Origin of the sequence: Thermobaculum terrenum ATCC BAA-798 (assembly GCF_000025005.1) — a bacterium.
Lineage (GTDB): Bacteria > Chloroflexota > Chloroflexia > Thermobaculales > Thermobaculaceae > Thermobaculum > Thermobaculum terrenum.
This window is the reverse complement of the sequence record NC_013526.1, coordinates 1-24,378: the sequence shown is the minus strand read 5'-3', so window position 1 is coordinate 24,378 and position 24,378 is coordinate 1. Positions and strand designations below refer to the sequence as shown.

General features: G+C 65.0%; 22 protein-coding genes and 1 CRISPR repeat array (1 of these 23 only partly in view). Of the genes, 8 read left to right on the top strand and 14 right to left on the bottom strand.

Features of this window, described 5'->3' with window-relative positions; all coding sequences use genetic code 11:
* Positions 1-865: direct repeats of the CRISPR family, unit length 29 nt; unit sequence CGGTTCACCCCCACGCGTGTGGGGACGAT (it extends 325 nt beyond the left edge of the window).
* Positions 866-1,020: 155 nt separating this feature from the next.
* The 9 genes from cas2e to TTER_RS09630 all read right to left on the bottom strand — a co-directional run bounded on the left by cas2e (position 1,021) and on the right by TTER_RS09630 (position 11,258).
* Positions 1,021-1,311 carry a type I-E CRISPR-associated endoribonuclease Cas2e gene (cas2e, locus tag TTER_RS09670; RefSeq protein ID WP_012875839.1) on the bottom strand — a complete coding sequence of 97 codons (291 nt, stop codon included), beginning with the start codon at positions 1,309-1,311 and terminating at the stop codon, positions 1,021-1,023.
* The gene (cas1e, locus tag TTER_RS09665; protein WP_012875838.1) at positions 1,308-2,282 is read right to left on the bottom strand and encodes a type I-E CRISPR-associated endonuclease Cas1e; all 975 of its coding nucleotides are present in this window, start codon (positions 2,280-2,282) and stop codon (positions 1,308-1,310) included. Before cas1e ends, cas2e begins: the two co-directional genes overlap by 4 nt.
* On the bottom strand, positions 2,279-3,001 hold the full coding sequence (gene cas6e, locus TTER_RS09660) for a type I-E CRISPR-associated protein Cas6/Cse3/CasE (RefSeq protein WP_012875837.1): 723 nt from the start codon (positions 2,999-3,001) through the stop codon (positions 2,279-2,281). The genes cas1e and cas6e overlap by 4 nt, the downstream gene beginning before the upstream one ends.
* 5 nt (positions 3,002-3,006) lie before the next feature.
* On the bottom strand, positions 3,007-3,699 hold the full coding sequence (gene cas5e / locus TTER_RS09655) for a type I-E CRISPR-associated protein Cas5/CasD (protein ID WP_012875836.1): 693 nt from the start codon (positions 3,697-3,699) through the stop codon (positions 3,007-3,009).
* Complete coding sequence (cas7e, locus tag TTER_RS09650; protein WP_012875835.1) at positions 3,699-4,847, bottom strand: type I-E CRISPR-associated protein Cas7/Cse4/CasC; 1,149 nt, start codon at positions 4,845-4,847, stop codon at positions 3,699-3,701. Before cas7e ends, cas5e begins: the two co-directional genes overlap by 1 nt.
* A 30-nt stretch (positions 4,848-4,877) precedes the next feature.
* On the bottom strand, positions 4,878-5,402 hold the full coding sequence (gene casB / locus TTER_RS09645; RefSeq protein ID WP_241215305.1) for a type I-E CRISPR-associated protein Cse2/CasB: 525 nt from the start codon (positions 5,400-5,402) through the stop codon (positions 4,878-4,880).
* Positions 5,403-5,468: 66 nt separating this feature from the next.
* A complete protein-coding gene (gene casA / locus TTER_RS14860; protein WP_049823045.1) occupies positions 5,469-7,100 on the bottom strand; it encodes a type I-E CRISPR-associated protein Cse1/CasA in 1,632 nt (543 codons plus the stop codon).
* Between the two features lies 1 nt (position 7,101).
* On the bottom strand, positions 7,102-9,918 hold the full coding sequence (gene cas3, locus TTER_RS09635; RefSeq protein WP_169302675.1) for a CRISPR-associated helicase Cas3': 2,817 nt from the start codon (positions 9,916-9,918) through the stop codon (positions 7,102-7,104).
* A 1,076-nt stretch (positions 9,919-10,994) separates the two neighbouring features.
* On the bottom strand, positions 10,995-11,258 hold the full coding sequence (locus tag TTER_RS09630; protein ID WP_148211979.1) for a hypothetical protein: 264 nt from the start codon (positions 11,256-11,258) through the stop codon (positions 10,995-10,997).
* 131 nt (positions 11,259-11,389) lie between these two features.
* Between TTER_RS09630 and TTER_RS09625 the strand changes: the two genes are divergently transcribed.
* From TTER_RS09625 to TTER_RS09610, 4 genes are all read left to right on the top strand, one after another.
* Complete coding sequence (locus TTER_RS09625) at positions 11,390-11,707, top strand: hypothetical protein (RefSeq protein WP_041425217.1); 318 nt, start codon at positions 11,390-11,392, stop codon at positions 11,705-11,707.
* Positions 11,708-12,418: 711 nt separating this feature from the next.
* The gene (locus tag TTER_RS09620) at positions 12,419-14,023 is read left to right on the top strand and encodes a hypothetical protein (protein WP_012875827.1); all 1,605 of its coding nucleotides are present in this window, start codon (positions 12,419-12,421) and stop codon (positions 14,021-14,023) included.
* A gap of 84 nt (positions 14,024-14,107) precedes the next feature.
* Positions 14,108-15,229 carry an EVE domain-containing protein gene (locus TTER_RS09615; protein WP_012875826.1) on the top strand — a complete coding sequence of 374 codons (1,122 nt, stop codon included), beginning with the start codon at positions 14,108-14,110 and terminating at the stop codon, positions 15,227-15,229.
* A 4-nt stretch (positions 15,230-15,233) separates the two neighbouring features.
* A complete protein-coding gene (locus tag TTER_RS09610) occupies positions 15,234-15,533 on the top strand; it encodes a hypothetical protein (RefSeq protein WP_012875825.1) in 300 nt (99 codons plus the stop codon).
* Between the two features lie 18 nt (positions 15,534-15,551).
* On the opposite strand, the gene TTER_RS09605 is transcribed toward TTER_RS09610, so the two are convergent.
* The 4 genes from TTER_RS09605 to TTER_RS09590 form a co-directional block, all read right to left on the bottom strand.
* Entirely contained in the window at positions 15,552-15,983 is a 432-nt protein-coding gene (locus tag TTER_RS09605) for a hypothetical protein (protein ID WP_012875824.1), read from the bottom strand.
* A 209-nt stretch (positions 15,984-16,192) separates the two neighbouring features.
* A complete protein-coding gene (locus TTER_RS09600; protein ID WP_012875823.1) occupies positions 16,193-16,489 on the bottom strand; it encodes a hypothetical protein in 297 nt (98 codons plus the stop codon).
* A gap of 76 nt (positions 16,490-16,565) precedes the next feature.
* A complete protein-coding gene (locus TTER_RS09595) occupies positions 16,566-16,949 on the bottom strand; it encodes a DUF2089 domain-containing protein (RefSeq protein ID WP_012875822.1) in 384 nt (127 codons plus the stop codon).
* Positions 16,950-16,967: 18 nt separating this feature from the next.
* The gene (locus TTER_RS09590) at positions 16,968-17,534 is read right to left on the bottom strand and encodes an SHOCT-like domain-containing protein (RefSeq protein WP_041425214.1); all 567 of its coding nucleotides are present in this window, start codon (positions 17,532-17,534) and stop codon (positions 16,968-16,970) included.
* Positions 17,535-17,892: 358 nt separating this feature from the next.
* Between TTER_RS09590 and TTER_RS09585 the strand changes: the two genes are divergently transcribed.
* From TTER_RS09585 to TTER_RS09575, 3 genes are all read left to right on the top strand, one after another.
* Complete coding sequence (locus TTER_RS09585; protein ID WP_012875820.1) at positions 17,893-19,281, top strand: FAD-binding oxidoreductase; 1,389 nt, start codon at positions 17,893-17,895, stop codon at positions 19,279-19,281.
* Positions 19,282-19,413: 132 nt separating this feature from the next.
* A complete protein-coding gene (locus tag TTER_RS09580; protein ID WP_012875819.1) occupies positions 19,414-20,460 on the top strand; it encodes a Gfo/Idh/MocA family protein in 1,047 nt (348 codons plus the stop codon).
* 36 nt (positions 20,461-20,496) lie between these two features.
* Positions 20,497-21,615: a Gfo/Idh/MocA family protein gene (locus tag TTER_RS09575; protein WP_012875818.1), complete on the top strand. Its 1,119-nt coding sequence runs from the start codon at positions 20,497-20,499 to the stop codon at positions 21,613-21,615.
* A 246-nt stretch (positions 21,616-21,861) separates the two neighbouring features.
* Here the strand turns inward: TTER_RS09575 and TTER_RS15630 are convergent, their stop codons facing one another.
* The gene (locus tag TTER_RS15630) at positions 21,862-22,701 is read right to left on the bottom strand and encodes a hypothetical protein (protein WP_148211977.1); all 840 of its coding nucleotides are present in this window, start codon (positions 22,699-22,701) and stop codon (positions 21,862-21,864) included.
* Positions 22,702-22,779: 78 nt separating this feature from the next.
* Here TTER_RS15630 and TTER_RS15625 point away from each other — a divergent pair, with 78 nt between their 5' ends.
* Positions 22,780-24,378 (top strand): hypothetical protein, encoded by a 1,599-nt coding sequence (locus tag TTER_RS15625; protein ID WP_148211976.1) that lies wholly within the window; start codon positions 22,780-22,782, stop codon positions 24,376-24,378.

The window sequence follows — 24,378 nt, the reverse complement described above, 5'->3', positions numbered from 1 at the left end:
GTGGGGACGATGCGCGCTCGAGCTCCGCCCGTAGTTCCGTGTTCGGTTCACCCCCACGCGTGTGGGGACGATAGCAGCGGTCGGCCAAAGAGGATCCCACACAACGGTTCACCCCCACGCGTGTGGGGACGATGTGCCCGGGTTCAAGGCGGTGGCGGACTACGCCGGTTCACCCCCACGCGTGTGGGGACGATCTCCCCTGGCAGCGGTGGGCGTGGTCGCGCACCGGTTCACCCCCACACGTGTGGGGACAATGGTGGAGTGAGCTCCCACCCCCCTGCGGACAACGGTTCACCCCCACGCGTGTGGGGACAATGTGAGCTCCTGGGGCGCGGGCATGTCGTTGTTCGGTTCACCCCCACGCGTGTGGGGACGATGATGCCCGGGTTGCTGGCGGCAGTGGCGCTGCCGGTTCACCCCCACGCGTGTGGGGACGATCTTATGTGCTACTCACCATTTTTGTCCCCCAACGGTTCACCCCCACGCGTGTGGGGACGATCCCGCACCCCTGGTGCTCGCGCCCGCGCCCAGCGGTTCACCCCCACGCGTGTGGGGACGATCCCGCACCCCTGGTGCTCGCGCCCGCGCCCAGCGGTTCACCCCCACGCGTGTGGGGACGATCTCGTCTCGCTCATCTCTCGAGATCGACGTTACGGTTCACCCCCACGCGTGTGGGGACGATGACGAGAAGGCCAAACAGCCCCGAGGCGGCTGCGGTTCACCCCCACGCGTGTGGGGACGATAGAGAACTCGAGCCCCCAGCTCTGCATCTCCTCGGTTCACCCCCACGCGTGTGGGGACGATGTACCCACCGGGGGCAACACCGTGCAGGTGCAGGGTTCACCCCCACGCGTGTGGGGACGATACTTGCTAACTCCGCATTCTACCTGGGGTTTAATTTTAGATGCCCCGTTTGGTATCGTGCGGGCATGCTTCCGGGCTCCGATGGAGCGCGTCTGACTGCGCGCTGTCCGGTAAGCTCCGGAACAGCCCTGCAGCTCGCTATACGCCCCCTGCCACTTAGACCTTGACCAGCCATAGCCCTTCGAAGTCGACCAGATCCCTGCTCGTGTCCCCGAAGATCCTCATCTCGAACCCCTGCTCGTTGTCCGAGGTGTAGATCATGACTGCCCCTCCCATCTCCTCGGGTCCCGTGCGCTCCACGATGCGCTGGCACACGAGCTCCCATAGCTTGTCCCGTACGAGCGCTGATGGTCGGCCTACGAACACGCCCGTCCTGGGTTCGAGCAGCCAGCGGGTCAGCTCTCCCCTCACGCTGGCGGGGACCTTCTCCACCACTATTACCGTCATGTGTCCGCCTCCCCGGGATCTTCCGGGCCAGGCGTCCTGGCAGCGTTGTAGCCTCCCTGTATCTCCCTCGCTTCGGGGTCCCACCAGCCCCCGGGCACCCCTGGGTCGGAGTCGTATGGATTCTGGTACTTGTGGGGGATGGGACTGTCCACGTTTAGTACGGTATCTATGTCTTCGACTATCCTGGCGAGCAGGCGAGTCTCCCGAAGGATGTCGCGGCACTTGCGCCTCACACGGCTCTCGAGGGATGCGCCGCCCTCGGCCACTGCGTAGAAGGCTGCTGGCATGGAGATCTCCGTCTTGTAGAGGTCTGCTACGTCGTAGACGAAGGACAGCATCTTACCCGTATGGATGAAGCCCAGGGCGGTGGAGTAGCCAGCGGAGACGATCGCCGCGTGGCAGACGCCATACAGGCAGCTGTTGGCCGCGGATATGGCACGGTTGATGGCATCGTTCGAATGCCATGACTTGCTGCTGTAGTCCCTCCCCTTCCACTCCACCCCGGTCTCTCTGCTTAGCTGGAGGTAGGCGCCCCTCACCCTTGCGCCCTCCATGCCGCGTATCTGCTTGAGGCTGGTGTTGGGGTTGATGGGGTGGCGGAAGCGGATCTCGTACATCCGACGGACCACCTGCAGGTGCAGCTCTGGATCACTCCACAGCATCGCCTGCCTGAGGGTGTTGGTTGCGGAGCGGGTCTCGCCCATGCCTTGCGCGTAGAATCTTACACCCTCCTCGCCGACCCAGGCCACCAGGCACCCGTTGTCGGCTAGGGTCTGGATGGCTGCGTGCGTGATCGACGTCCCGGGGCCGAGCATGAGCAGCGAGAGGCTGGCACAGGGCACCATCGTCTTGCCTGTGGCATCGTGCAGGGAGATCGCCCTGGCGTCCTGGTCGATCCTGCAGTGCTCTACGTAGAGGTAGGACCAGCTGTCGCTGACCCTGGGGAGTATGTGCAGGTCCTTCAGCCTCATGGCGCATCCCCCTCGTCAGGGGGCTGGGCGCCGGGGGCTATGGACAGCAGGCCAAAGCCGAAGGCCTTGCCGCTGCCGACGCCCTGCTCGAGCGCCTGCATGAAGCTTTCCCTGTCGGTGACCTCCAGCACGCCCTCGAACTGCACCGACCCGAAGGTCAGCCTGCGGTTGCCGCCTGCATCTCGCCGCCACCCATGGGTCTTGTTGTTGGGGAGCACGCGCAGGTTGGGCACGGCTTGCTGGCGCACGGTGATGCTGAGGAGCTTGAACCCGTGCTGGTCGCCCTTGCGTATGAGCCAGTCGATCTGGTCCTCCTCGCGCTGGAGCTCCACCCTCTTGCCCCTCCATCTCTCGGCCTGCTCGGTGTTGCCCCTGGCTATCCGCCTGGTCGGGTTAGCTCGGAGCCTGAAGATGAAGCGGTCTCCCTGGTTGATCCGGCTGTACTTATCGTCCACGCGCTTGCACTCTGCGGGGAATGCCAGGTACCCCTCTGGCAGGCGACTCCAGTCGGGCTCCAGCCTGGACTGCACTATCACCGTGGGGAAGCGTCCTGCCTCTTCCAGGCGGTACAGGACGCCCATCTCCGCCCTGGGGGAGGATGGGGTGGGCAGCAGGGGGAAGGCCGACAGGATGCGGGAGTGGAGCGCGTGGCAGTTGCTGAGGTCCTTCTGGACATCGCGATGGCGTGGCTGTAGCCTGAGCCTGGAAAGGTAGAGCACGGCGATCACCTCCTTGCGTCCTGCAGTGCAGGGTTGATGATTATCTCGGTGCGCACGAAGCGCGCGGCGTACTGCCTGTTGCCTATCTCGAAGGATATGGGCACGTCGTTGCGCAGCTCTTCGCCCTCCGGATCCTCGAAGACGAACCGCAGCCGATGGGCGCCCTCGGGCCAGGGGTAGGAGATCAGAGCGGTGCGCAGGTCTTCTTCCCGGATGGGTGGCCCCAGCGGAGGTTCCTTCGGCAGGTGGATGGGCTCGCTGGGCACACAGCTCTTCCTCCCGAGGAAGAGCTGCCAGCGGGGGGCCCTCAGCGCCTCGTCGATCTGCTCCAGGAGGGGTCTGTCCTCCTCCCCTCCCTCCAGCGCCACCAGGAAGCTGGCGTCCGCCAGGTAGTAGCGGGAGGACTGCACTGGCCGTTGGTCACCGGTGACCGTTGCCACGCCGTACCGCTCGCCGGCGGGTGCGCCGCCTGCTGTATGGTAGTCGCGCATCACTATGCCCTCGCGGTCCACGCGCACTCCCATGCGCAGCCTGACCAGGTCGTCGACGGGCGCCGTGCGGGGACGTCCCAGGGCGGCGCAGATCAGCCCTATCACCCCGCTCTTGGAGGGCTCCCGGCCGGTATCCCTCACGGTGAACCTGCTCTGCGTGCCCCAGGACTGCATCGGGCCTGAGAGTCTCATGAGAAGCGTGGGCATCACGCACCTCCTGCCGCTGCGACCACCTGTTCTACCAGGGCCTTCACGGTCTCCACTCTGGCGTCTCCGAGGTGCTGGAGGGGCACATCTTCCAGGGTGATGAGCGCCTTCTTGCGGATGTCATCGCCGCCGTACACGCTGACGAGCTTGCCCCAGTAGCTGTCCAGAGCCTGAATGGAGCGCCCTACGAGGTCCTCCTCTCTGCCCGGAGCTACGGGCCTGGCGAAGGCGTTGGCCAGGGACCATGGAGCACCTTCCCTGACGACCGCGAAGACCATCGAAGGGGGGTTGTGGGCTGCCATGCTGTTCTGCTTGCCGGTGGGGATAGCCCGCACGGAGGCGTGTATGAAGGCCTCCAGCGTCTTGAGCGCCAGCTCCCTGTCACCCTGGAGGTTGGTGATCAGCTGCTCCATGCTCACGTTGGAGTAGCGATAGAAGCATGCGGAGTTGAACTCGACCGTGCCCATCATCCCGGCGCCCGTCTCGCTCTCGGGCTGGAGGTCATCCACAGCGGTGTAGAAATCGAACTCTATGCTGACGCGATGCGTGGATATCGCGTGGGCGACCTGCGAGGCAGCATCGATGTTCTTGTCCGGCAGGTCCGCCAGCATGCGCCCGAACAGCGCCAGGTCGGCGGCCTTGCCACCGTCCAGCCTGGCAAGCAGCTCGCGGCTCATATCCGCCGGCACCTGCTGTGCGGCCTTCTTCTTGTCGTTGCTCTGGTCGCTCAGTGACTGGTCCGCAAGGGGGGCGAGCTGATCCCAGCGCTCGTTACACAGTGCCGTTATAGCATCTATCTCCCCCCTGCCGAGGAACAGCAGGTACTCGGTCCGCTGGCTATTATCCACCTTGAGCTTGGCAGCGCTCAGCAGGAAGCCGGCCACCCTGGTAGCCTGCTCGCGGTCTCGCCCGAGCCTGGCCAGTCGATCGGCGATCTCCTGGGTGACCAGCCGGGTGCGCTCCGCGATCCTCTCGCTGTCAAGCAGGCCGTTCTGCTTAAACTCCCTGCGTATGGCCCTCTTGATGCACTGGCTGGATATGCGGGCACGGCGCACGCCCCCGAACTCGCAGTCCTTGGGAGAGCCTGTATCGTCGCGGTTGAGGTTGGATGGGGCGAAGTTTTGGATCATGTGCAGTTCGACCAGCATGTGTGAATCCTCCTTATTAGGTTGTTGTGATTAGGTTGTTGTGGGAAGTTGGTCTGAGGACTGTTCGGCCGGCTGCCGACGCCAGAACTGCTCGGCCCACTGCCGCTGCACGAACCGGTCGGGGTGGTCCCAGTAGGTCAGGTCGATCAGCAGCCTGTACCAATTCACTGGGATCTCCTCGCCCCTCATGAGACCGATCGCACGACGCAGGTGGTGGGGCAGGTCCTCTCCTCTGGAGTCGAGCAAGGCCACGAAGCGGTTCTCCAGGCTGTCCCCTTCCTCCTGCCCCCTGGCCTCTCGCAGCCTGCGGAAGGAAGCGCCGAAGTTGGTGTCCCTCGCGTTCCCGTCCGCCTGCCAGGAGAGTGGGTGGACGGCGAAGAGAGAGGCCACCACGAAGAACCAGTCCTGCGCCCAGAGGTCCTCCGGTAGATAGGGCACAACATAGGGGAACATCTCGGCGGCTTCGCCCGGGCGCTTGCCCAGCCCTCTTCTCAGGGCAGCGAGCGCGCCGCGGTCCTCGGCCTCCACAAGCCCCTGGAGCTCGCTGATGAGCATCCGGGCACAGGTTTCCGTAGTCAGGGTCTGCGACATACCTCACCTCCTTTTAATTTGTTCCTGTACTTATGCAGGTAGCTCCAGGCCGGGAGCCTCCTGCGCCAGCAACGTGTTGAGCCTCCCGTTGAACCTGCCCCTGGCGTTGACCGCGGCCCTCAGGTTCCTGGCGTTGCCGTCCAGTCCGGACACGGCGAACTCCAGGGCCAGCCTTCCCGCCTGCTTGATAGCATCCATCCAGTTGCGCATGGCGTACCCGTAGCCGTAGATCGGGCGTCCCTGGACCAGCTGCCTGTCGGCTTCGAGCTCCAGCAGGAAGTGATGGAAGGGCACCTCCAGCGAGGCCCAGTACGTGGGGGTGGCGTTGATGGCCTTCCTCAGGTTGTTTATCTCGTCTCTGTTGGGGTTGGGCAGGAGATCTCTCGCCAGCTGCTCCAGCGTGCGGTCCAGCTCCTGGCCCACACTCTCGGCCATCGCAAGTGCCCTCTGGAGCTGGCTGTAGAGGTTCCTGTCGCTGAAGTAGCGCGTGGACACAGGCAGCACCTCGTGCCGCCAGAGCTTGATGTTGGCCTGGTCGGTGATTATGCCGTAGATCTCCAGCGGCAGCCTGTGCTCCTCCTGCAGCCGCCCCATGGCTATCAGCTCGGCTATCCACCTGAGGCTGCGAGGTTGGGTGTGCGTATCCGTGGACTGGAAGATCACGTGGCTGTCGCGCCACATGGCACGGTCTTCCCTGAAGCCCACTGGAGGCCTGGGGTTTTCTCCTTTGCCGGCGCGCGGGTTCTTCCGGAAGGCTACCATGGTCTCGTAGTTGGCGATCTCCTCCGTGGGCCGTAACTGACACCCCTTGACGATGATCACTTCACGCACCACTACTCTACCGTCCTGAACCTCCGGGAAGAGCCTCACGCGCCGGCTCTGCCACGTCAGGTAGTCGAGGTAGCCCTTCGGCAGGCGATCGACTGGCTGGGTATCATCGTCCCTTTCCCAGGCGGGACTATCCTCTGGGGTGGAGGGGCAGGGCTCGTCGAACTCCGGGTCGTACCTGACCATGTTGAGCATGAGCGTCTCGAACAGGGTGCGCCCCCTCAGTAGCACGACCGCGCACTTGGCCAGTGGACCTGCATCCGCCGCCTTGTCCTTCTCCCCCTTCAGCAGCCCGAACAGGCCGCCGACCGTGAACGGGTGCAGCAACACCAGGTAGCGGGCAGCCCTGTCGGGGGTGAACGCCACGCCCTCCGGCAGGGTGTGATCAAAGAGCGTTGTGGCGTTGCCGGGGGAAGCGATCTCCGGCGCCAGGCGCGTGACCGGCCACAGCTTCGTTACGCTCTGGCGCTGTATGCTGCCCTTCTGGTAGAAGGGATACTTCTCATGGAAGAGGTCGAACCGGTCATGCCAGCGCTGCAGGTAGTCCTCCAGCGGCTGCGGGGGAAAGCTGCCGCCCCCGTAAAGCTCCGCCCACTCGGCGTCGTCCCGGGGGCCGAACACGCGGTGGAGTATGGCTAGCAGCAGCCTGTGCAGAGATACGGTTACCAGGGGCGAGGGGTCCACAAGCTCCCTGATAGCGTGCGCGCCCAGCAGCACGTCCCTCAAGCCCATGAGCTGGGTGGTGCTGGCCCCAATCGGCCTGACTGGTATCCAGGGCTCATCCACCAGGTTGAAACTATGCATGATCTCTATCCTCCAGCGTGTGTTGTTCACCCTAAGGGCTCTCCACTACAATCCCGAGCTCGGGATCAATCCTTACGATCCACCTGCCAACCATGGCCCTTCCTGAGGCATCAAAGACCAGGGGCCTGTACCCCCTGAGCAGCGAGGAGCGCTCCCAGCCTTTCGGCACGGGCACATCCAGCAGGGGATCCAGCACTCTGGCATCTGTAATGGCCACCGAGCGGCGCAGCAGCCTCTCGGCCATCGCAGCGTCCGGCGGCGTATCGAGATCCACCGGCGTACCATCCGGCAGGCAGGGCCCACCGCTCCCAGCCACGAGGCACACGGCGGACACGCTGGGCTCCGCCAGACGAGTGAGAGCCTGCAGCGCAGGGTGCAGCTCGGGGGCATCCTCCTCCACGCTCGCTGTTACTATCCCCCATATCGAGTTGTATCCAGGCCCCTTGATGTACCTGTATTTGGCCTGCAGGCTATCTTCCCTGAGCACCTTCTGCTGGGCCTTGAAGGTCCGCTCCCAGAGGCTTCGCAGCTCCTCGGAGGCACCCTGCGGCACCCGCCCATCACTGTAGACCTGCTCCACCAGCTCCTCGATATCCTCCGGCAGCTGCAGGGTGTCCCGATCGCGCAGGGCGAGCCAGCTGCGCAGCAGCGTGTGCTCGTCATAGACGCTGGCGCTGCCTCTGTCGAATATCGGCACATCCCCCATGACCTGGGGCGATACCACCCACAGCTCAGGCGACCTCAACCTCTCGGGTCTGAGCGGGTCATGAACGGGGTGGCGGTGCAGCCTACCCATGCGCTGGAGCACGAGATCTACCGGGGCCAGGTCGGTGACCATGAGGTCGAAGTCCAGGTCCAGGCTTTGCTCTATCACCTGCGTGGCCACCAGTATCGCGCGGTGAGGTCTGCGGCCATTGCGTGAGAACCTCCCGAGCGTGCGTGCCTCGCGCACCTCCCTTTCCTCGTAGGGATAGCGGGCGTGCAGCAGGTCCAGCTCCGGCATGCCATCTTCGGCCAGGCCGGGGAAGACCTCCCTGAGTGCGGAGTACAGGGCCTGCGCTCGAGGGACAGTGTTACAGATGATCGCTGCGCAGCCCCCCTGTGAGAGCGCCTCAGCCAGCAGCTGCCCCAGCGCCTCGTGCTCAGGAGCGCTTACCCAGCGCAGCGCCACCTTCCTGCGAGAAGCCTCAGAGGGCGCAAAGTGGATACCCCTCACATCCTCGGCGGCCGCATAGGTTATGCGCGGGTACCCCGCCGGTGGCAAATCCCTCTCAGCCTGCCAACCTGCACCCCTGGCATAGGCCTTCACCAGCTCTCGACGCCGCGCGCTGGGCAATGTAGCCGAGAGCACCACCACGGGGACCGACAGAGCCCCAAGCCACTCCAGTAGCCTGTGCAGCAGGGTGGTCATATACACGTCGTAAGCATGGACCTCATCAACGATCACGGTCTTCGTCGAGAGCGCGAACAGCCTCACGAAGACGTGCTTCACCTGCAGCACCGCCAGCAGCGCCTGATCGACCGTGCCCACCCCATATGGAGGCAGCAAAGCCCGCTTGCCGCGCGTGAACCATTGCCCTGCCACCACCGCGCCCAGCTGCTCATCGCCCAGAGCCTCATCATATACCCCCTGCAGCTGGAAGATCTCCTCCCCCTTCTGCCTCAGCTCCTGCAGCAGTGCCGAGAGATCCGAATGCCCATGCACCAGGTTGACCACCACCACGTCTTCCGGATAGCGGTGCCTGAGGTAATCCGTCACCCTGCCGAACATCTGGTTGCTGGTGGCCATCGTGGGCAGCGCAAAGTAGCAGCCGCTCATGCCATGCGCGGTGCTGAACGTATCCGCAAGCAGCATGGCCGCCTCCGTCTTCCCCTCTCCCATGGGCGCCTCGATGATGGTGATCGATGGGGACTTTACCTCCCCGGCCAGCTCCTCAGCGGCAGCCTGCACCGTGGTCGGCTGCCTGATATAAGGGAACAGCTCGGTAAGCCGCATGGACCCGGAAGCAGGCCTCCAGCCCACCCATCCCAGGCTGGCCATCGCCCTCTCGGCCTGCCGCATCGCCCTCTCGAGGTAGGCTTCAGCATCCAGCTGCGGCACCTGCAGAGCGCTCTGGGCAGCATAGGGGAAGTACTCCTCATTCGAGCCTATCCAGTCCGCCACGGAGACAAGCCCGGCCAGCATGAAGGCATCCGGCGTGGACTCGACAGTCGGGCGAGAGGATCCCGGCAGCCCGAGCGCATCAGCCAGCCTGCACAGCAGCACCTCCCGGGCCGCATCCCACATCCCCCAGCCCACGGCCTGCTGGTCAAGATCCCGCCTGACCTCGTCATAGCTGGGGACGAAGCCATGGTGACCTCCCACAGCAAACGCCACCCACCGCGCAGACCGGCCACTCAAGCCGAAGACATCTGCAAGCACCGTCTCCAGGACATTGGCCGAGATCGTGCCATGAGGCGCACGCGCATTGAACAGAGGCAGGCCAGCATCCCGCAGGCGACGAGCCACCAGCTCCCTGCCCTGCTCAGGCCGCAGCTGCAGCTGGAACGCAGGCGAAGCCTTGCCTATGTCATGGCCGCCCGCAAAGAACGCCAGCCATCTCTCGGCATCTTCCTGCCCTACCCCAAGAACGCCGCTGATCCTGGCCTTCCAGGCCGCCGGCAGCACCCTGCGCCACATCTGCAAGGTCACCGCCGCCACATCCAGCATATGACACAACAGCGGATGCCACCCCAGATCAGGCCCACTACCCCACTTGGCCCAGAAAATCCAGGGATCAACCCTCCAGCCAGCCGCCCCTACCGGGCTCCCAGCCCCTGATAGATCAACCTCGCTAGTGCCATCCATACCCGGTCCGCCATTCATCCCTCACCACCGAGAGCGCAAAGGGCTCACCACCCCGCGATATAGTGAACACTATGATACACACAATGTCACTGACTGTCAATAGACTTAGAGCTCCCCGCCTGAGAATGAGGCACCCTAGCAAGCCCCAGCCCTTACGTACCCCGCACCCGCAGGTGCAGGCACCATGCAACCAGTGGTCATCGCCTCCGGGACCTTATATGCCCCACAGCCACCTACGCGGCCACCCTTGCCGGCCAACCAGAGGCACTGGCCGCTCGGTGCTCCCCCCACCCTCCGCACCTACGCGGCAACCCTCCCGGCCTCATGTATCACCCCCACGACCAGCCAGGCTACTGGCGCTGCCACGTTACCCATATGCCGGTCACATCTACCACCCCCACGACCCCACGTGCAGGCCTCGTATCTGCTCTGGGGTGCAAGAGGATAAGAGGGTATGGCACCTCAAAGACTCCTACGCGTGCAGTCCTCGTGTCTGCTCTGAGGTGCAAGGCAATTGGCAATACGCCCCACCTCCCACAACCCCCTGCACCCCACATCAATAGCCCCAGCCCCAATTCCCGATTTCCCGATTCTTTAGAGACCGGGAATTCGGGAATTAGTCATGACACCCTGCACTGCCTGTGGACCCGGTGCACCCCCAGGGGGAGTATCCCTCCCCACAGCAGGCAATCCTTCTACCCCCACTGATCCCCCAGCCCTCCCATCCCTCAACCCCATGCTCCCCAGGCACCACCCTCCCAGGGACGCAAGAGATCTCTCCACCCCCACGCCACTTTTTCCCGAATTCCTGATTACTTAAGAACCGGGAATTCGGGAATTTCTCCCTGCCTTCTCCCTCTACCGCTTGCCCAGCGGGCAGGAAGCGGTGAGCAGCCCCTGGCGAGATGGCACCATCCAGTCCTGCTTGTCACCTGTCGGTGGATCCACCACCCTCAGGGCAGGCTCCACTCAGGCGCAGTCTCTGCTCTGTCGGCAGCAGCCAGCCCTATGTGTAGTGACCCCTCCGGGGGCCAGGAGATGAGGGGCAACCGTCACACCCTGCAGGCACCCCCTCTTCACCAATTCCCGATTTCCCGATTACTTAAGAATCGGGAATTCGGGAATTTACCATAAGACTTACTTCCCTCTGTGTTGGCCCAGCGCTCCACCTCACACCTCCCCCGACTCTCCATATGCAGGGCGCTCTCATGCCTGGCAGGGGATTGACGACGCACCACATACCCTCCACCTCCTTCGCAGGTCCTCAAGCTGCCAGTGTCCAGCCCCTCAAGGTCAGTTCCCCAGTCCTCAGTAGCCTCGATCAGGCGTCTCCTCCTCATCACCCTCATAGCCCCCCTGCACCCATCGCCAGGCAAAGCCCCACAGCCCCTTATTCCCGATTTCCCGGTCTCTTAACAATCGGGAAATCGGGAATTTACCATAATGCTGTAGATGAGTGATACCCCACACCATGGTGGTAGCATCGCCTGAGGGAAGTCCTCATGACCCTGCGCTCAGGCATCCGCCCGTGCGTTACTTCCTGCGGAGCAATCCCAGGGAGTGGGTGGAGGCAAGGGGCACCTCTGGTCCTGCCAGGCTTCCGTCCATCGTGGGACAGGCGGCCTCCTCTGGCCCCGACACCTCACTCCCGGGCCGCACGCAGGCCTTGATATACCTGTCTCTAATTACTCCTCAGTGCAGGTTCACCTCCAGCTCCCAGCTCCAGGCCATCATGCATCCCTCTCACGACGGACCCCTCCGAAGTAATTCCCGAATTCCCGACTCTTAAGTAATCGGGAAATCGGGAATTTACCATAACACTTACTCCCTTCCAAACCACCTCCCTACCCCCTCCAGGCCCCACTCTGCACCGCGATCCCCTTGCTCCTCTGGCTCTCCCCTCCAGAGAGCAGCAACTCGCATCCCTACCACCACCCCACCCTCCCACTCCCATCCCCAACCGTTCCCTCTCCAGCAGGGGGGTGGCCCTTGTCCTCCCACTACCTCAGTCGGCCACCCTCCCTCATCCTCTCCAACTCCATCCCCAAACCACCTCTCTAAATCCCTCCATGACCCAACCCATATCCAAGTTCCCTGGACACCACCCAGCGTGCCCCTCTCCAGTGGTGGGAGAGGGGCCAGGGGAGAGGGGGTCCCTGGGACATGTCAGGACACCTCAGAGCACTCATATGTTCTCCACAACCTCCCTGGATGGCACCATGGTGCAGCTTTGTGGGGGTGGTGAGGTCATGGAGAGGCAGGAACACCCCAGACGATCCATGATCGTCCGGGGACCCAGGAGGGGCGACTCCCGTCCCCCTCCTCTCCATGAATCCCCCCTCACCACTCAGTGGTGGAAGACCCACAGAGGGAGGGGTCTGGGGAGGATCCTCCCCCCGAGACAAACCCTCTAGCCCTATTTGCCAAATCTCAACAGGGCATTTGACCCCTCACGCAACTTGCAGTATAAATGTACTAAATATTGCCTTGGAAGGATTGTATGAGGACGCGAGTACGGGCCATAGAGGAGCGCCTGGGCGAGCTGTACGGTGCGACGTGCCTGCTGTGCGGCAGGGCCCACGTGGCGTACGTCGGGGAAGGGGAGCGCGAGGTGTGCACCTGTGCGCCCTGCGGGTGCGAGGGCGTCCTGAGAGCCCTCGGCTGGAGGGAGGGCGAGAGCGCACTGGGGGTGCTGGGGGCGGTCGAGCGCGATCCCGCGGCCTGGAGCCTGGCGACGTCGCCGGCGCACGCGCTGCGGCCCTACCAGGTGGATGCCGCCAGGGAGATCCTGCGGGCGGTCGAGCGCGGTGGGGGTGACATGCTGGCGGTGGTGTTCTCCCGGCAGGCGGGGAAGGACGAGATGCTGGCCCAGCTGCTGGCTATGCTCCTCTGGAAGTACCGCTGGCGCGGGGGCCAGGTGGTGGTCGTGCAGCCGACGATGCAGCCGCAGGGGATGATATCGCGCCGGCGCCTGCTCGATCGCCTGCCGGGAGCTTTGGTGCGCGGGCTCCTGCGCGTGGAGGAGAACATGGTGGCTGTGGGGAAGGCATCGGTCACGTTCCTGTCGGCCTCGCCCGAGGCCAGTGCCCGCGGCAACACCGCCTCCCTGCTGCTTGTGGCCAACGAGGCGCAGGACATCTCGCCCGATCGCTGGGACGCCGTCTTCGACCCGATGGCGGCCTCCACCAACGCCACCACCATCTTCATGGGCACCGTGTGGACCTCCCGCACGCTGCTTGCGCGCCAGATGCGCTACCTCCGACAGCTGGAGCTGGAGGTTGGCCGAAGGAGGGTGTTCATGGTGCCCTGGCAGGAGGTGGCTCGCCACGTACCGGCCTACGGCGAGCGCGTGCAGGCCCGCATCGCCCAGCTGGGGCGCCACCACCCCTTCGTGCGCACTGAGTACTGCCTGGAGGAGCTGTCCGACGACGGCGGCTTCTTCCCGCCCGCCGTTACCGAGCGCATGCGCGGCGATCACCCGCGCCAGCTGCTGCCCACCCCCGGCAGGACCTACGCAGCGCTGCTGGACGTGGGGGGTGAGGACCTTGCCGCTGGGCCATCTCCCCGCCGAGACTCCACCGCCCTGACGATCGTGGAAGTGTGCCATCCCGAGGGGGCGGATCTCCAGCCCGTCTACAGGGTCATGACGCGCTACGTGTGGACCGGCGTCGGGCAGCCGGAGCTGCTGCCGCAGGTGGTGCACCTGGTGAGAGACGTCTGGGCATGCCGGAGACTGGTGGTCGATGCCACGGGGCTGGGCGCCGGGCTGGCATCGGCCCTGAGGCGCATCCTGCCGCCCAGGTGCGTGATCCCCTTCGTGTTCACCGCCGCTTCCAAGTCGGCGCTGGGGTGGGACTTCCTGTCGATCTGCGCCGCCGGCAGGTTCCTCGACCACGCCAACGACGGCTCCCGCGAGCAGGCGCTCTTCTGGACCCAGGTGGCGGAGTGCGAGTACGAGCCCCTGCCGGGCACCGGCCAGCAGATCCGCTGGGGAGTGAGCGGGGCGGCCCACGATGACCTGTTGATGAGCGCGGCGCTCGTGGCCCGACTCGATGCCGAGGACCTGCGGCCCCGGGTGGCCCGCGGCCACTCCCGCGCCGAGTAGCCCCCAACCCCGACCTGAGGTGTATTATTGCGTACTATTGTATTACAATGAGGTCAAATTTTCGCTTGATGTAGAGGGTGCCCCATGATAAGGATAGACGAGGGCGCTACGAACTATTGGCTGAGCCTGTTCACGCGGGAGACCTGGTTGGAGTGCGCCCAGCACGGCTTCAGAGTGGCGGGATTTCCCCAGCACAGGTGGGCGACTGTACGAAGGATCAGTCCTGGAGACATGCTCATCTGCTACCTGACAGGAGCCTCTTCCTACGTCGGCCTGCTGCGGGTGACCGGAGAACCCTACCAGGACGACGCGGTTATCTGGAGCTCGCAGATCTTCCCCAGCCGCCTGCCGGTTGAACCGATCGTGACCCTCCATCCCGACCACGGCGTGCCGATAAAGAGCCTCAGGGATCGGCTATCGTACTTTCGTAGCTCTACGAACCCGCATGCATGGACTGGGTATTTCCGTACCTCTCCCGCACAAATAAGGCCCGAAGATGCCAGGGTCATAGTGGAGGCCCTGAAGGAAGCTGCACGCGACAGGTCCCGTGTGCTGGACGCGGGGCAACTCCCCGCGCTCAACATGCCGGGCCGCCTGGAGGATGCCTCGAGGGAGTCCTCTTTGGTGGGCGTCGACGAAGCAGAAGAAGCGGTCGTTGGGGAGCTACGTGCTCCCACGCCTGCTGAGGCCGGCCCGGGGGCAGGGACAGAGCCGGACGAGGTGGAGCAGCTTGCAGGCAGGCTCCTCTCCCATGCCCGCAATAGCGAGAGCTCCAGGCTCCTCGAGGAGGCTGTGGTCGATGCCTTCAGCTTCCTGGGATTTCAGGTCGAGCACAAGAGCGGATCCGGAGATACCGACGTGTTAGTGTTTGCCCCACTGGGGAAGAATGCCTATAGAGCGATCGTGGACGCGAAGTCGAGCCGGCACGAGCGCGTGGCCAACGCGGCGATCGACTGGATGGCCCTCTCCAAGCACCGCGAGATGCACCAAGCAGCGCACACCCTCATCGTCGCCCCTGGCTTCGCGGGTGGGGATCTACTTGAGAACGCGAGGGAAAAGCAGGTGGCCCTTGTAACTGCTCGAGACCTTGCAGAGATCGTCCGCATGCACGCCCGTACCCCCCTTCTCCCTGGAGGACCTGCGGGAGCTGTTCTCCCACCCGGGCGATCCCGACGCACCGCTGCGGATCCTGCAGGCTCGTGCTGAGGAGATGGCGCGCCTGCAGCGGCTGCTGCCGGACATAATCAAGCTCATAGGTGAGTTCTATCGGACGGAGATCCACCCGCCGGTCACGCCGGATAGCATCCTGTACTATCTCAAGATTCGAGGGCAAGACAGGAGGTACACCCTCGAGGAGATAGCGCAGGCAATGCAGCTGCTGTCGATGCCTCAGCTGGGCATCCTCAGGCACAAGGGGGATGCGAACTACGCCCTGCAGATGACCTACCTCACGGCCATAAGGAGCCTGCGCGCCCTGCTGCGAGTGCTGGAGGCAGAGCTGCCGTCATAAGGGCGTGCTGGGGCTGGACTACGGTCTGGGACTGTCGGCCTGACGTGGCGCGATGTGCGTGCCCGCCCATGCCATCAGTGCGCATACCACCCTCAGGTAGATACCCGCGGCACCACCGAACACCAGGCCCGCTGGGACGACGTCTTCCGCCCCCACCCATGCCACACCGGGCAGGACCTCGACGGGTCCGCCAGCCCTGGCGACCCTGGCGCTCCACATCCAGGACGACAGGATCACCGAGAGCGGCAGCAGTGGCAGGGAGGTCGCTATCGCGGAGGGCCAGTCCACGCCCGCCCGGAGCACCATGTTCACCAGCAGCGCACCCAGCGGCACGCCGATCACTACCCAGACCCACAGCGGAGATACGCCCTCGTAGCTCAGCCAGTGGGCGAGCGCCAGCAGTGCCGCCGGCACCAGGCACGCTCCCGCATGCTTGTACCACTTCTGCATCGCTATAGCCTCCCTTCATTACAAAATTATAACTTCTGGTGGCCACGTACATACCAGGGGTACGGAGCCCGTCCCATCGGTGGCCGGGCTGGAGGGCTTGCCGGTGTCAGCGGCGTTATGGGTTGTGGGGCGCGTGCGGGAGTACTACAGGTGGGCAGCGGCCCGCATGCGCCCCGCGGAGGCGACCGGTGGTTGGCCTGGTGCTGCGGCTAATGTACGTCGCGGTTGGCGTAGTTGCCCAGGCAGAACTGCAGCACCGCGTCGGCATCGAAAGAGGCGAACTCGGCGCTCTGGAAGTAGCCGAGGTATTCCCCTCCGGAGTAGTAGCTGCAGGTGGTGAACTGCACCTTGTTGTTGATCTTGCTGGAGGACTGCAGGTCGCCGATCGTGCCGTCGGGGAAGGTCACGCCCGTGAAGGTGAACTTCTCGAGGTTGGCGGCCGATGCGCTCGCAAGCGGCAGCAGGGCCATCAGCATGAGGGTCGCCAGGAGTGCCTTGATCTTCATCGCGCTGCTCCATCAAGGACAGAAGCCTCGCCCAGTATACGAGGTGGATGAGGCTTCTGGTTTCATTTAGGTGCGCCTATTCGCCTCTGGAGTAGCCCAACAGGCGCATCGCCTCTTCGTAGTCGATCTCGCCGGCGGCCAGCCGGTTGAGGATCTCCCGTCGCTCGGGGGGCGAGACCCGCGGGGGCGCCGGCTCGACCGGGCCTCCCAGTGCGGAGGCTATCTCCTCCAAGCGGTTGCGTGCGGTGTTGTAGGCGATGCCCAGCTCGGCGGCCGCACGCTGGACGTTACCCCTGTGGCGCAGGAGCACTCCCACGAACTCCAGCTGCTCGGGCGTCAGCTTGCCGATCCACCCCAGGGTGAAGGTCCCCTCGATGACTATGCCGCTCTGGGGCGACATCAGACGGGTCACCACCAGCTCGCCACCGGTGACGGGGTCGCGCGTTATGAGAGGGTACATTTCTCCACCTCCAGACGTTTACTCACCGGACTCCTCCGCTCGGCGCGGGGGCCGCAGGCGTCCCCAATCCCAGTTGAAGGTCGGCTCAGGGGACGATTGCTCCCCCTGCTCTCCAGAGAGGTCGAACCCTCCCTGTCTCCATTGTCGCAGGAGGTCGGGCGTGAGGCCCACAGCCCGCATCTCGACCAGCTTGTCGACGGGGAGCTTCCCCACGATCGCCGTCACCTCTCGCACGAAGTCCGGGGAGACCCCCACTGCCCGCATCTCGGTGATCTTGTCGAGCGAGACGTTGCCCAGCAGGGCCCGTATCTCCTGGATGTACTCGGGCGTGATGCCCACGGCCTTCATCTCGATCAGCTTGTCGAGGTCGATGCCACCGATGCGCTCCTGCTGGAAGCCCGGAGGCTCGGGCCGCGGTGTGGGAGCCGCCCGCTCGCCCTCTTCGAGCGCCTCGAGCAGCTGCTCCGCCTGTTCGGGGCTGATCCTGCCCTCGGCAAGCATCCTCAGTACCTGCCTTCTTTCCTCGTTCATCTTCTTGCCTCCATGTAATATGCTCTCGGTGATGGTGATCCTGGCTGCCGGCAAGCACGACCACCACCTGCCACAAAAATTGCCATGGCATGTGTTAATAATAATCATGCAGAGCTTAAAAATCAACAAGATGGTGCAAATAATTTGTTGAGAGCTGGCTCTCGAGCCTGGGCGGCGGAAATGTGGGCGATTGTGTGGGTGAGGTGTGTGGTGATCCCTGCTCACCTCCTGCATACTGTCGACTATCGAGTTACACCTGTGCTGCGAGGGGATAGCTATGCGGTGGGATGAGGTTGGAGCGATGCGGGGTGCACCTGGCGCCCCGCCGGCGTCACCCGGCGCTGGGCGGTGCTCCCGCCGGCTTGCTGCCCTCGATAGGGCGGAGGTGGGGATATAAGGGGGAAGATTGCGGATGTCAGAAGCAACATTGACCGACGATATCGATCTGCTGCGCTCGCAGGTGAGCGAGGTCATCCTGCCTGGAGAGCCGGCGTATGATGCCGCAAGGGCGACCTGGAACCTGTCGGTGGACCAGCATCCCGCGGTGGTCGTGGTGACACGCTCGCCGGAGGAGGTTTCTGCAGCAGTGCGCTTTGCGGAGCTGAAGAACCTGGGGGTGGCGGTGCAGGCCACGGGCCACGGCACGAAGCTGCCCGCCGATAATGCCCTGCTGCTCATCACCGCGATGCGGGGCGTGAGGGTGGATCCTGAGACCCACACGGCTTGGGTGGGAGCCGGCACCAAGTGGAAGGCGGTGCTGGAGGAGGCGCAGAAGCACGGCCTCGCGCCGCTGTTGGGGTCGTCCTCCGACGTGGGAGCGGTGGGCTTCACGCTGGGCGGCGGCATGGGGTGGCTGGCCCGCAAGTACGGGCTCGCCTGCGATTCGGTCCTCTCGTTCGAGATGGTCGACATCACCGGCCGCATCATGCAGCTGAGCCCAGGCTCGAACCCTGCGCTCTTCTGGGCCATGCGCGGTGGGGGAGGGGCCGGCCTGGGGGTGGTAACTTCCATGGAGATCCAGCTGTACCCCGTGAGCACGGTGTACGCAGGCAACCTGCTCTACCCGCCCGAGATGGCGCACGAGGTGATGGCTCGCTGGGCCGAATGGGTCCAGGATGTGCCCGAGGAGCTGACCTCGGCGGTCGTCATCATGAACTTCCCACCGCTGCCGATAGTGCCTCCCGAGCTGCAGGGCAAATCGTTCGTGATGGTGCGCGGCTGCTACTGTGGCGACGTGGGCCGCGGCGAGGAGCTGATAGACTCCTGGCGTGCGTGGCGGCGCCCCCTCATGGATTTCTTCCACGACATGCCCTTCGTCCAGTCGGACATGATCAGCCAGGACCCAGTGGACCCGATACCTGTCGGCATCACGGGCGCCTGGATGAGGGAGATCACGCATGAGGCGATCGACGCGATAATCCGCTACACCCTGCCACAGGGTGGCCCGCCCACGCTGCTCTTTGCGGAGATCAGGCATGCGGGCGGGGCGATCAGCAGGGTGGGGGCCGACGAGGCGGCGTTCAGCCATCGCCACCACCCCTTTAGCCTCGAGATGGTGGGGATCATTCCTACCCCAGAGGCGCATGAGCACTTCCTGGAGCACACCGAGGGCCTGAGGGCCGAGATCGCCCCGTGCCTCCCCGGCGACGTGTACATCAACTTCCTCGAGGGTGAGGAGGCCAGACGGCGCACGCCGAGCGCTTTCTCGAACGAGTCCTACCAGCGGCTCAAACGGCTGAAGGCTGCCATGGACCCAGAGAACACCTTCCGGTATGGGCTGGACATTCCTCCACTCATCTAGGCGGATGGCAGGTCGGCTGGCCTGCCATCCAACAACTCCCTTTTGGCCGCCAATTCCTTCTGGCAAAAAATCGGCAAACGTTTTATCATACCCAGGGGATCAACCTGCACACTTTACCAGAAGGAGGAGCCAATGGCACAGAAGATTAGGGTGGGGGTGCTCGGCCTGACGCACGACCATGTGTGGTCCAACCTCGAGGCGCTGGCGGGCTGCGAGGAGGGCGAGCTGGTGGCTGCCGCCGACCTGCACGAGGAGCTGAGGGAGAGGTTCTCCCAGCGCTATCCCCAGGCGCAGGTGTTCGACGACTACGAGCGCATGCTCGATGCCGTGGAGCTCGACGCTGTCTACGTCTTCTCCGACAACCTGGAGAGCGTGGAGCTGGTGGAGCTGGCCGCCGACAGGGGGCTGCACGCGATGGTCGAGAAGCCGATGGCCTCCAGCCTCTCAGGAGCCGCTCGCATGATGAGCGCCGCCCAGGAGGCGGGCACCATCCTGATGGTCAACTGGCCCATCGCCTGGTCGCCCGCGGTGCAGCACGCCTTCAACCTCATCCACCAGGGGCGCATCGGCGAGCTGTATCAGGTGCACTACCGCTCGGCGCACGCCGGTCCCAGGGAGATCGGCTGCTCGACCTACTTCTGCGACTGGCTGTATGACCCGCTGCGCAACGGCGCTGGCGCCTACATGGACTACTGCTGCTACGGCGCGGCCATGACCTGCTACCTGCTGGGGCTGCCCTCCCGCGTGACGGCCACGATGGCCCGCCTGCGCAAGCGCGACCTCGCGGCAGACGACAACGCCGTGCTGATCATGCAGCATGCCAGGGCGATGAGCACAGCCGTCGCCTCCTGGACCCAGATAGGGCACCTCACGAGCTACGAGCCCACCTTCTACGGCAGCGAGGGCACGATCCTGGTGAGGGGCAGGCAGCTGCTGCTGGCCGACGCTCAGCACGACGACGGCCAGGAGATCGAGGTGCCGGAGCCCCCGGAGGGGATGCGCAACAGCGCCGAGTTCTTCCTCTCGCACGTCCGCCAGCGCAAGCCCATCGAGGGCCTGTGTAGCCCCGAGGTGGGCCTCATGGCGCAGGAGGTGCTCGAGGCCGGCATCATCTCCGCCCAGGAGGGCACAGCCGTCAGCCTGCCGCTCCCCGTCAGCTACCTGCAGGGCTGGGTCTAACCCCAACTCAAAAACATATAATCTGTGGAGGCACACATGGAACGCAAGCCTTTGAAGTTGGGCATACTTGGCGCTGGCATGATCGCCACCTTCGATCACGGGGTCATCCCCAACCTGAAGTACATCCCTGAGAAGGTCGAGCCCGTGGCCGTGGCCGACCCAGTGGTGGAGAAGGCCGAGGAGGCCAGCAAGCGCTTCGGCATCCCGCATGTGTTCGCAAGCCTCGACGAGATGCTGGAGAAGGTCGACCTGGATGCCGTGGTGAACCTCACGCCGATACCTGTCCACGGCGAGACCTCGCGCAAGATCGTGGAGGCGGGCAAGCACCTGGCGACCGAGAAGCCGATCGCGACCACCATGGAGGACGCCGACGCGATCATCGAGATAGCTGCCTCCAGGGGCGTCACCGTCGTGTGCTCGCCGCCCGACATGCTCTATCCCCACTACAGGGAGGTGCGCAGGCTGGTGCAGGAGGGCACCATCGGCAAGGTGGCGTTCGCCCGGGTACGCTCCTCGCATGGCGGCCCCGGCTCCAGCTGGTGGCCGGGAGACCCCAGCTGGTTCTACCAGAAAGGGTCCGGCCCACTCTTCGACATGGGAGTGTACGGCATCCACGAGATCACGGGCATACTCGGTCCCGCCACCAGGGTGTTTGCCTTCTCGGGCATCACCGAGCCGTACCGGATAGTGCGCGGGGGGCCGTTCGCCGGCAAGCAGATCGAGGTCACAGCCGATGACAACACCCTCATCATGCTGGACTTTGGGCAGTCCACCTTCGCCTTCGTCGACGCCACCTTCAACGTCAACGCCGCCAAGTCGCCCAAACTGGAGATCTTCGGTCGCCAGGGGACGATCCAGATCGCCGACCACCGCGCCATCCGGGAGGGAGCCCCGCCGGTGGAAGTATTCCGTACCGATGCCGTGCCCGGGCTGGGAGGCTGGATCGTGCCCGAGTCCTGGGGACTGCAGATGGAGGGCGAGCGACAGAACAGGCTGGGCAGGGCCATCCTGGTGGACCACCTGGTGGACTGCGTGTGGGAGGGCAAGAAGCCCGTGCTTAGCGCCGAGCATGCCAGGCACGCGCTGGAGATCATGATCAAGTGCCTGGAGTCCGCGCGCCAGGGCAAAGTCCTCGACCTGACCACGTCGTTCTAGAGCAGGGACGCTCCTCACATCACCCCCGGTAGGGGTCGGGATCATCATCCGCCTTCGGGAAGCATAGGAGTGTGAGGGGTGTGCCCCCTTCTCCTCGGTGGAGGAAAGGGGGGCTGGGGGTAAGATGGATCTACCCTTCTCGCTAGGAGAAGGAGGTGAAGGCTTCTCTGTGTATCCCCGCTGCATATGCTGCCTGCGGTGATAAACGAAGGGCTGCCTCTGTGAAGGTTTTTCTGCATCGGCGCCCTACCGCTCCTCGCCGAGGTGGACTACCTGCTGCCAGGTGCCGGCGTCGTACCGCTCCTCGATGCCCGTGACCACCCGCTCGATCGGCTCTGCTCCCTCCTGTGGGATGATCCGGATGCGGTCCCATATCTGCAGGCCGAGGTGTGGGGGCGCTTTGAGCCTGCCTGCCTGTGCGCTGCGGGTGAGCGCCAGGAGATGGGCGGCGGCTACCGTGGCGGCTTCCTGGGAGGAGCCGGCAAGTGGATCCACCACCTTGCGGATGCGTGCGCCGAGCTCGATGTCGCCCAGCGCCTCCCCGTAGTACACCTGCCCGCGGTAGGCGGGAGTCTCCGGCAGTCCGTAGACCTGCACGTAGTTGGGAGCCTGCAGCTGCTGGTCGCGGTACTCCCATAGCGGGTGCTCGCCCGCACCATAGGTGGCGACGACCCCTGCGCGGGGATCCGCCAGCTGGAGTCCTTCGCCCTCGGGCCGCATCCTGTGGGGCACTCGACGGAGAGCGTCTGTTATCGCCTGCTGGAGGGATGTGCCGGCGGGGATGGTCATCGGGGGCTGGGCTTGCAGCTCGCTGGCGTTCATGCCCTCCAGCTCGATGCCTCCCAGGGCGCAGATCTCGGCCAGGAGCTGGGCCGTGGTGCGGCTGCCCCTGGGCCAGGTGCGTGGCCGCTGGGGGACCGTGGTGGCCAGGTGCTCCCAGGCGGAGATGCAGCGGATGGTCGCCCGCAGGGGGGCACCGTCCTCCCAGTGGCGGTCGAGGGAGGCGATCATCATCTCCGGCAGGGGCACGAGCTCGACTCCCTCGGAGGTCTGTAGTCCCCGGGAGAGGCGGACGCAGCTGCCCACCCGGAGGATCTCCGGCAGGGTGGCGGGGGCGTTGCCGCGTGGCCACCTGTCGCCGAACTGCAGGGTGACGACCAGCTCGTGGGGCTCCCGGTAGGTGTAGGTCAGCACGTCCTGGGCGAGGTCGATGGACTGCTCGGTGCGGGCCAGGCGCCAGGCCGACCTCTCGCCGAGGAGGTAGTCGGCGGTGGCGATCGCAGGCTCCTGCACCTGCGTGGAGGCGGGGAGGGTGCTGCCCGTGGGCAGGAGCGTGCAGTAGTGCGTGCGGCCTGTGGCCTCGGGACGGGTGGCGTACCAGAAGATGCGAGTGGCTTCCAGGCGGACGATCGAAGGCTGGGAGAACGCGTAGTGGTCAGCGTCCTCGGCGCGATCCAGCAGCTGGGGAGGGGTCCAAGCGCCGGTGGAGTCGTTGTAGCTGCAGGCCCATACGGCGGAGGCGCCCTCGCGCCGGCCGGTGGTGACCAGCTGCCAGGTGGAGGCGTCGGCGCCGATGGCGATCGCCAGGCCGCTGGCCGCCTGGAAGAGGTCGCCCGTCCAGGTGACGACCGTGCCCCAGCTACCGGAGGCCGCGCGCCGGCGGACCCTGACGGCTTTGTCGCTGGGGCCGGCCGTGGGTGGGCCGTAGACCCAGGCGTAGATGCGCTCGTTGGTGCCGGTGAGCGGGTACTTGGTGCCGACGGCAAGGGCGTGGATGACGTCGGTGCCGCTCTCGGTGTAGACGGTGATCTCGCTGCTCCAGGACTGGGCGTTGTCGGTGCTGACGCGGGTGGCGAGCACCTGCTGCCCGCTGCGGACGTAGGCGAGCATCACCTGGGCAGTGCCTGTGCTGCCGAGCGCGGGCGTCACGCTGGGGGAGACTCCCGTCGCCAGCAGGTTCCAGGATGCCCAGGCCGAGGGAGGAGCGCTCTGGGGAGAGGCCACGCGGTTGACGTACAGCTCGCCGGATGGGGTGACCCTGGCGCGCACGACGGAGCCATCGGGCGCGACGCAGGCGGCGAACCGCTGGCCAGAGGCCGCCTCCGAGTAGAGCTGCGAGGTGCCCGGCAGGAGAAGTCCCCAGCGGCGGGTAGAGACCACCAGCTGGCCGATCACCGGTATGGGTGCGGGGGATCTCTGGGCTTCCAGCAGGGTGGGAGTCAGCGTCCTCATCGGCGGCCCTCCCGTGGGAGGGTCTGCAGACGGGCCTCGATGGCGCTCACGCGCTCCTCCAGCTCTGCCTGCTCCACCAGCGCCAGGATGGCCCTTGCGAGGGTGGCCGCTGCCTGCGCCTGCTGGGGCTTGATCTCCTCGGCGAGCACCTCCTCCACGGCACGGGGGAGTATCTCCAGCAGGTCGCGGAGGATCTCCCTGCCCGTGCGCTGGACCGGCAGGGGCACGACTTCCGGGCTACTTGCGATCATCTTCACGCTCCAGGTCCTCCCTTGCTCTGTTGATCTTGCGCCACAGGCCGCTGCCGGCGAGGTAGCGGACGATCAGGATGATCGCCACGGAGAGCACCATACCGTAGTCGTCGCACCCCAGGCGTATATCCAGCAGGCCATGCAGCATGGAGGCCATCCCGAAGGTGGCCGCCACATCCATCAGCTTGTCTCCCATTGCCTTGACTCCTTTCGGCTATGGGAGGGGGCGTCTGCATGCAATATAGCAGAACATAGAATCTTAATCAAGTCCAAAGTGTAG

Coding starts and splice junctions, on each gene's coding strand:
- cas5e (WP_012875836.1), bottom strand. CDS start 3,699: ATGCCCACGCTTCTCATGAGACTCTCAGGCCCGATGCAGTCCTGGGGC.
- TTER_RS09600 (WP_012875823.1), bottom strand. CDS start 16,489: ATGAAGATCAAGGCACTCCTGGCGACCCTCATGCTGATGGCCCTGCTG.
- cas7e (WP_012875835.1), bottom strand. CDS start 4,847: ATGCTGGTCGAACTGCACATGATCCAAAACTTCGCCCCATCCAACCTC.
- TTER_RS09585 (WP_012875820.1), top strand. CDS start 17,893: ATGTCAGAAGCAACATTGACCGACGATATCGATCTGCTGCGCTCGCAG.
- TTER_RS09630 (WP_148211979.1), bottom strand. CDS start 11,258: ATGAGGAGGAGACGCCTGATCGAGGCTACTGAGGACTGGGGAACTGAC.
- TTER_RS09615 (WP_012875826.1), top strand. CDS start 14,108: ATGATAAGGATAGACGAGGGCGCTACGAACTATTGGCTGAGCCTGTTC.
- TTER_RS09605 (WP_012875824.1), bottom strand. CDS start 15,983: ATGCAGAAGTGGTACAAGCATGCGGGAGCGTGCCTGGTGCCGGCGGCA.
- TTER_RS09580 (WP_012875819.1), top strand. CDS start 19,414: ATGGCACAGAAGATTAGGGTGGGGGTGCTCGGCCTGACGCACGACCAT.
- TTER_RS09625 (WP_041425217.1), top strand. CDS start 11,390: ATGGTGGTAGCATCGCCTGAGGGAAGTCCTCATGACCCTGCGCTCAGG.
- TTER_RS09620 (WP_012875827.1), top strand. CDS start 12,419: ATGAGGACGCGAGTACGGGCCATAGAGGAGCGCCTGGGCGAGCTGTAC.
- TTER_RS09575 (WP_012875818.1), top strand. CDS start 20,497: ATGGAACGCAAGCCTTTGAAGTTGGGCATACTTGGCGCTGGCATGATC.
- cas3 (WP_169302675.1), bottom strand. CDS start 9,918: ATGGATGGCACTAGCGAGGTTGATCTATCAGGGGCTGGGAGCCCGGTA.
- TTER_RS09595 (WP_012875822.1), bottom strand. CDS start 16,949: ATGTACCCTCTCATAACGCGCGACCCCGTCACCGGTGGCGAGCTGGTG.
- TTER_RS09610 (WP_012875825.1), top strand. CDS start 15,234: ATGGCGCGCCTGCAGCGGCTGCTGCCGGACATAATCAAGCTCATAGGT.
- cas1e (WP_012875838.1), bottom strand. CDS start 2,282: ATGAGGCTGAAGGACCTGCACATACTCCCCAGGGTCAGCGACAGCTGG.
- casB (WP_241215305.1), bottom strand. CDS start 5,402: ATGCTCATCAGCGAGCTCCAGGGGCTTGTGGAGGCCGAGGACCGCGGC.
- cas2e (WP_012875839.1), bottom strand. CDS start 1,311: ATGACGGTAATAGTGGTGGAGAAGGTCCCCGCCAGCGTGAGGGGAGAG.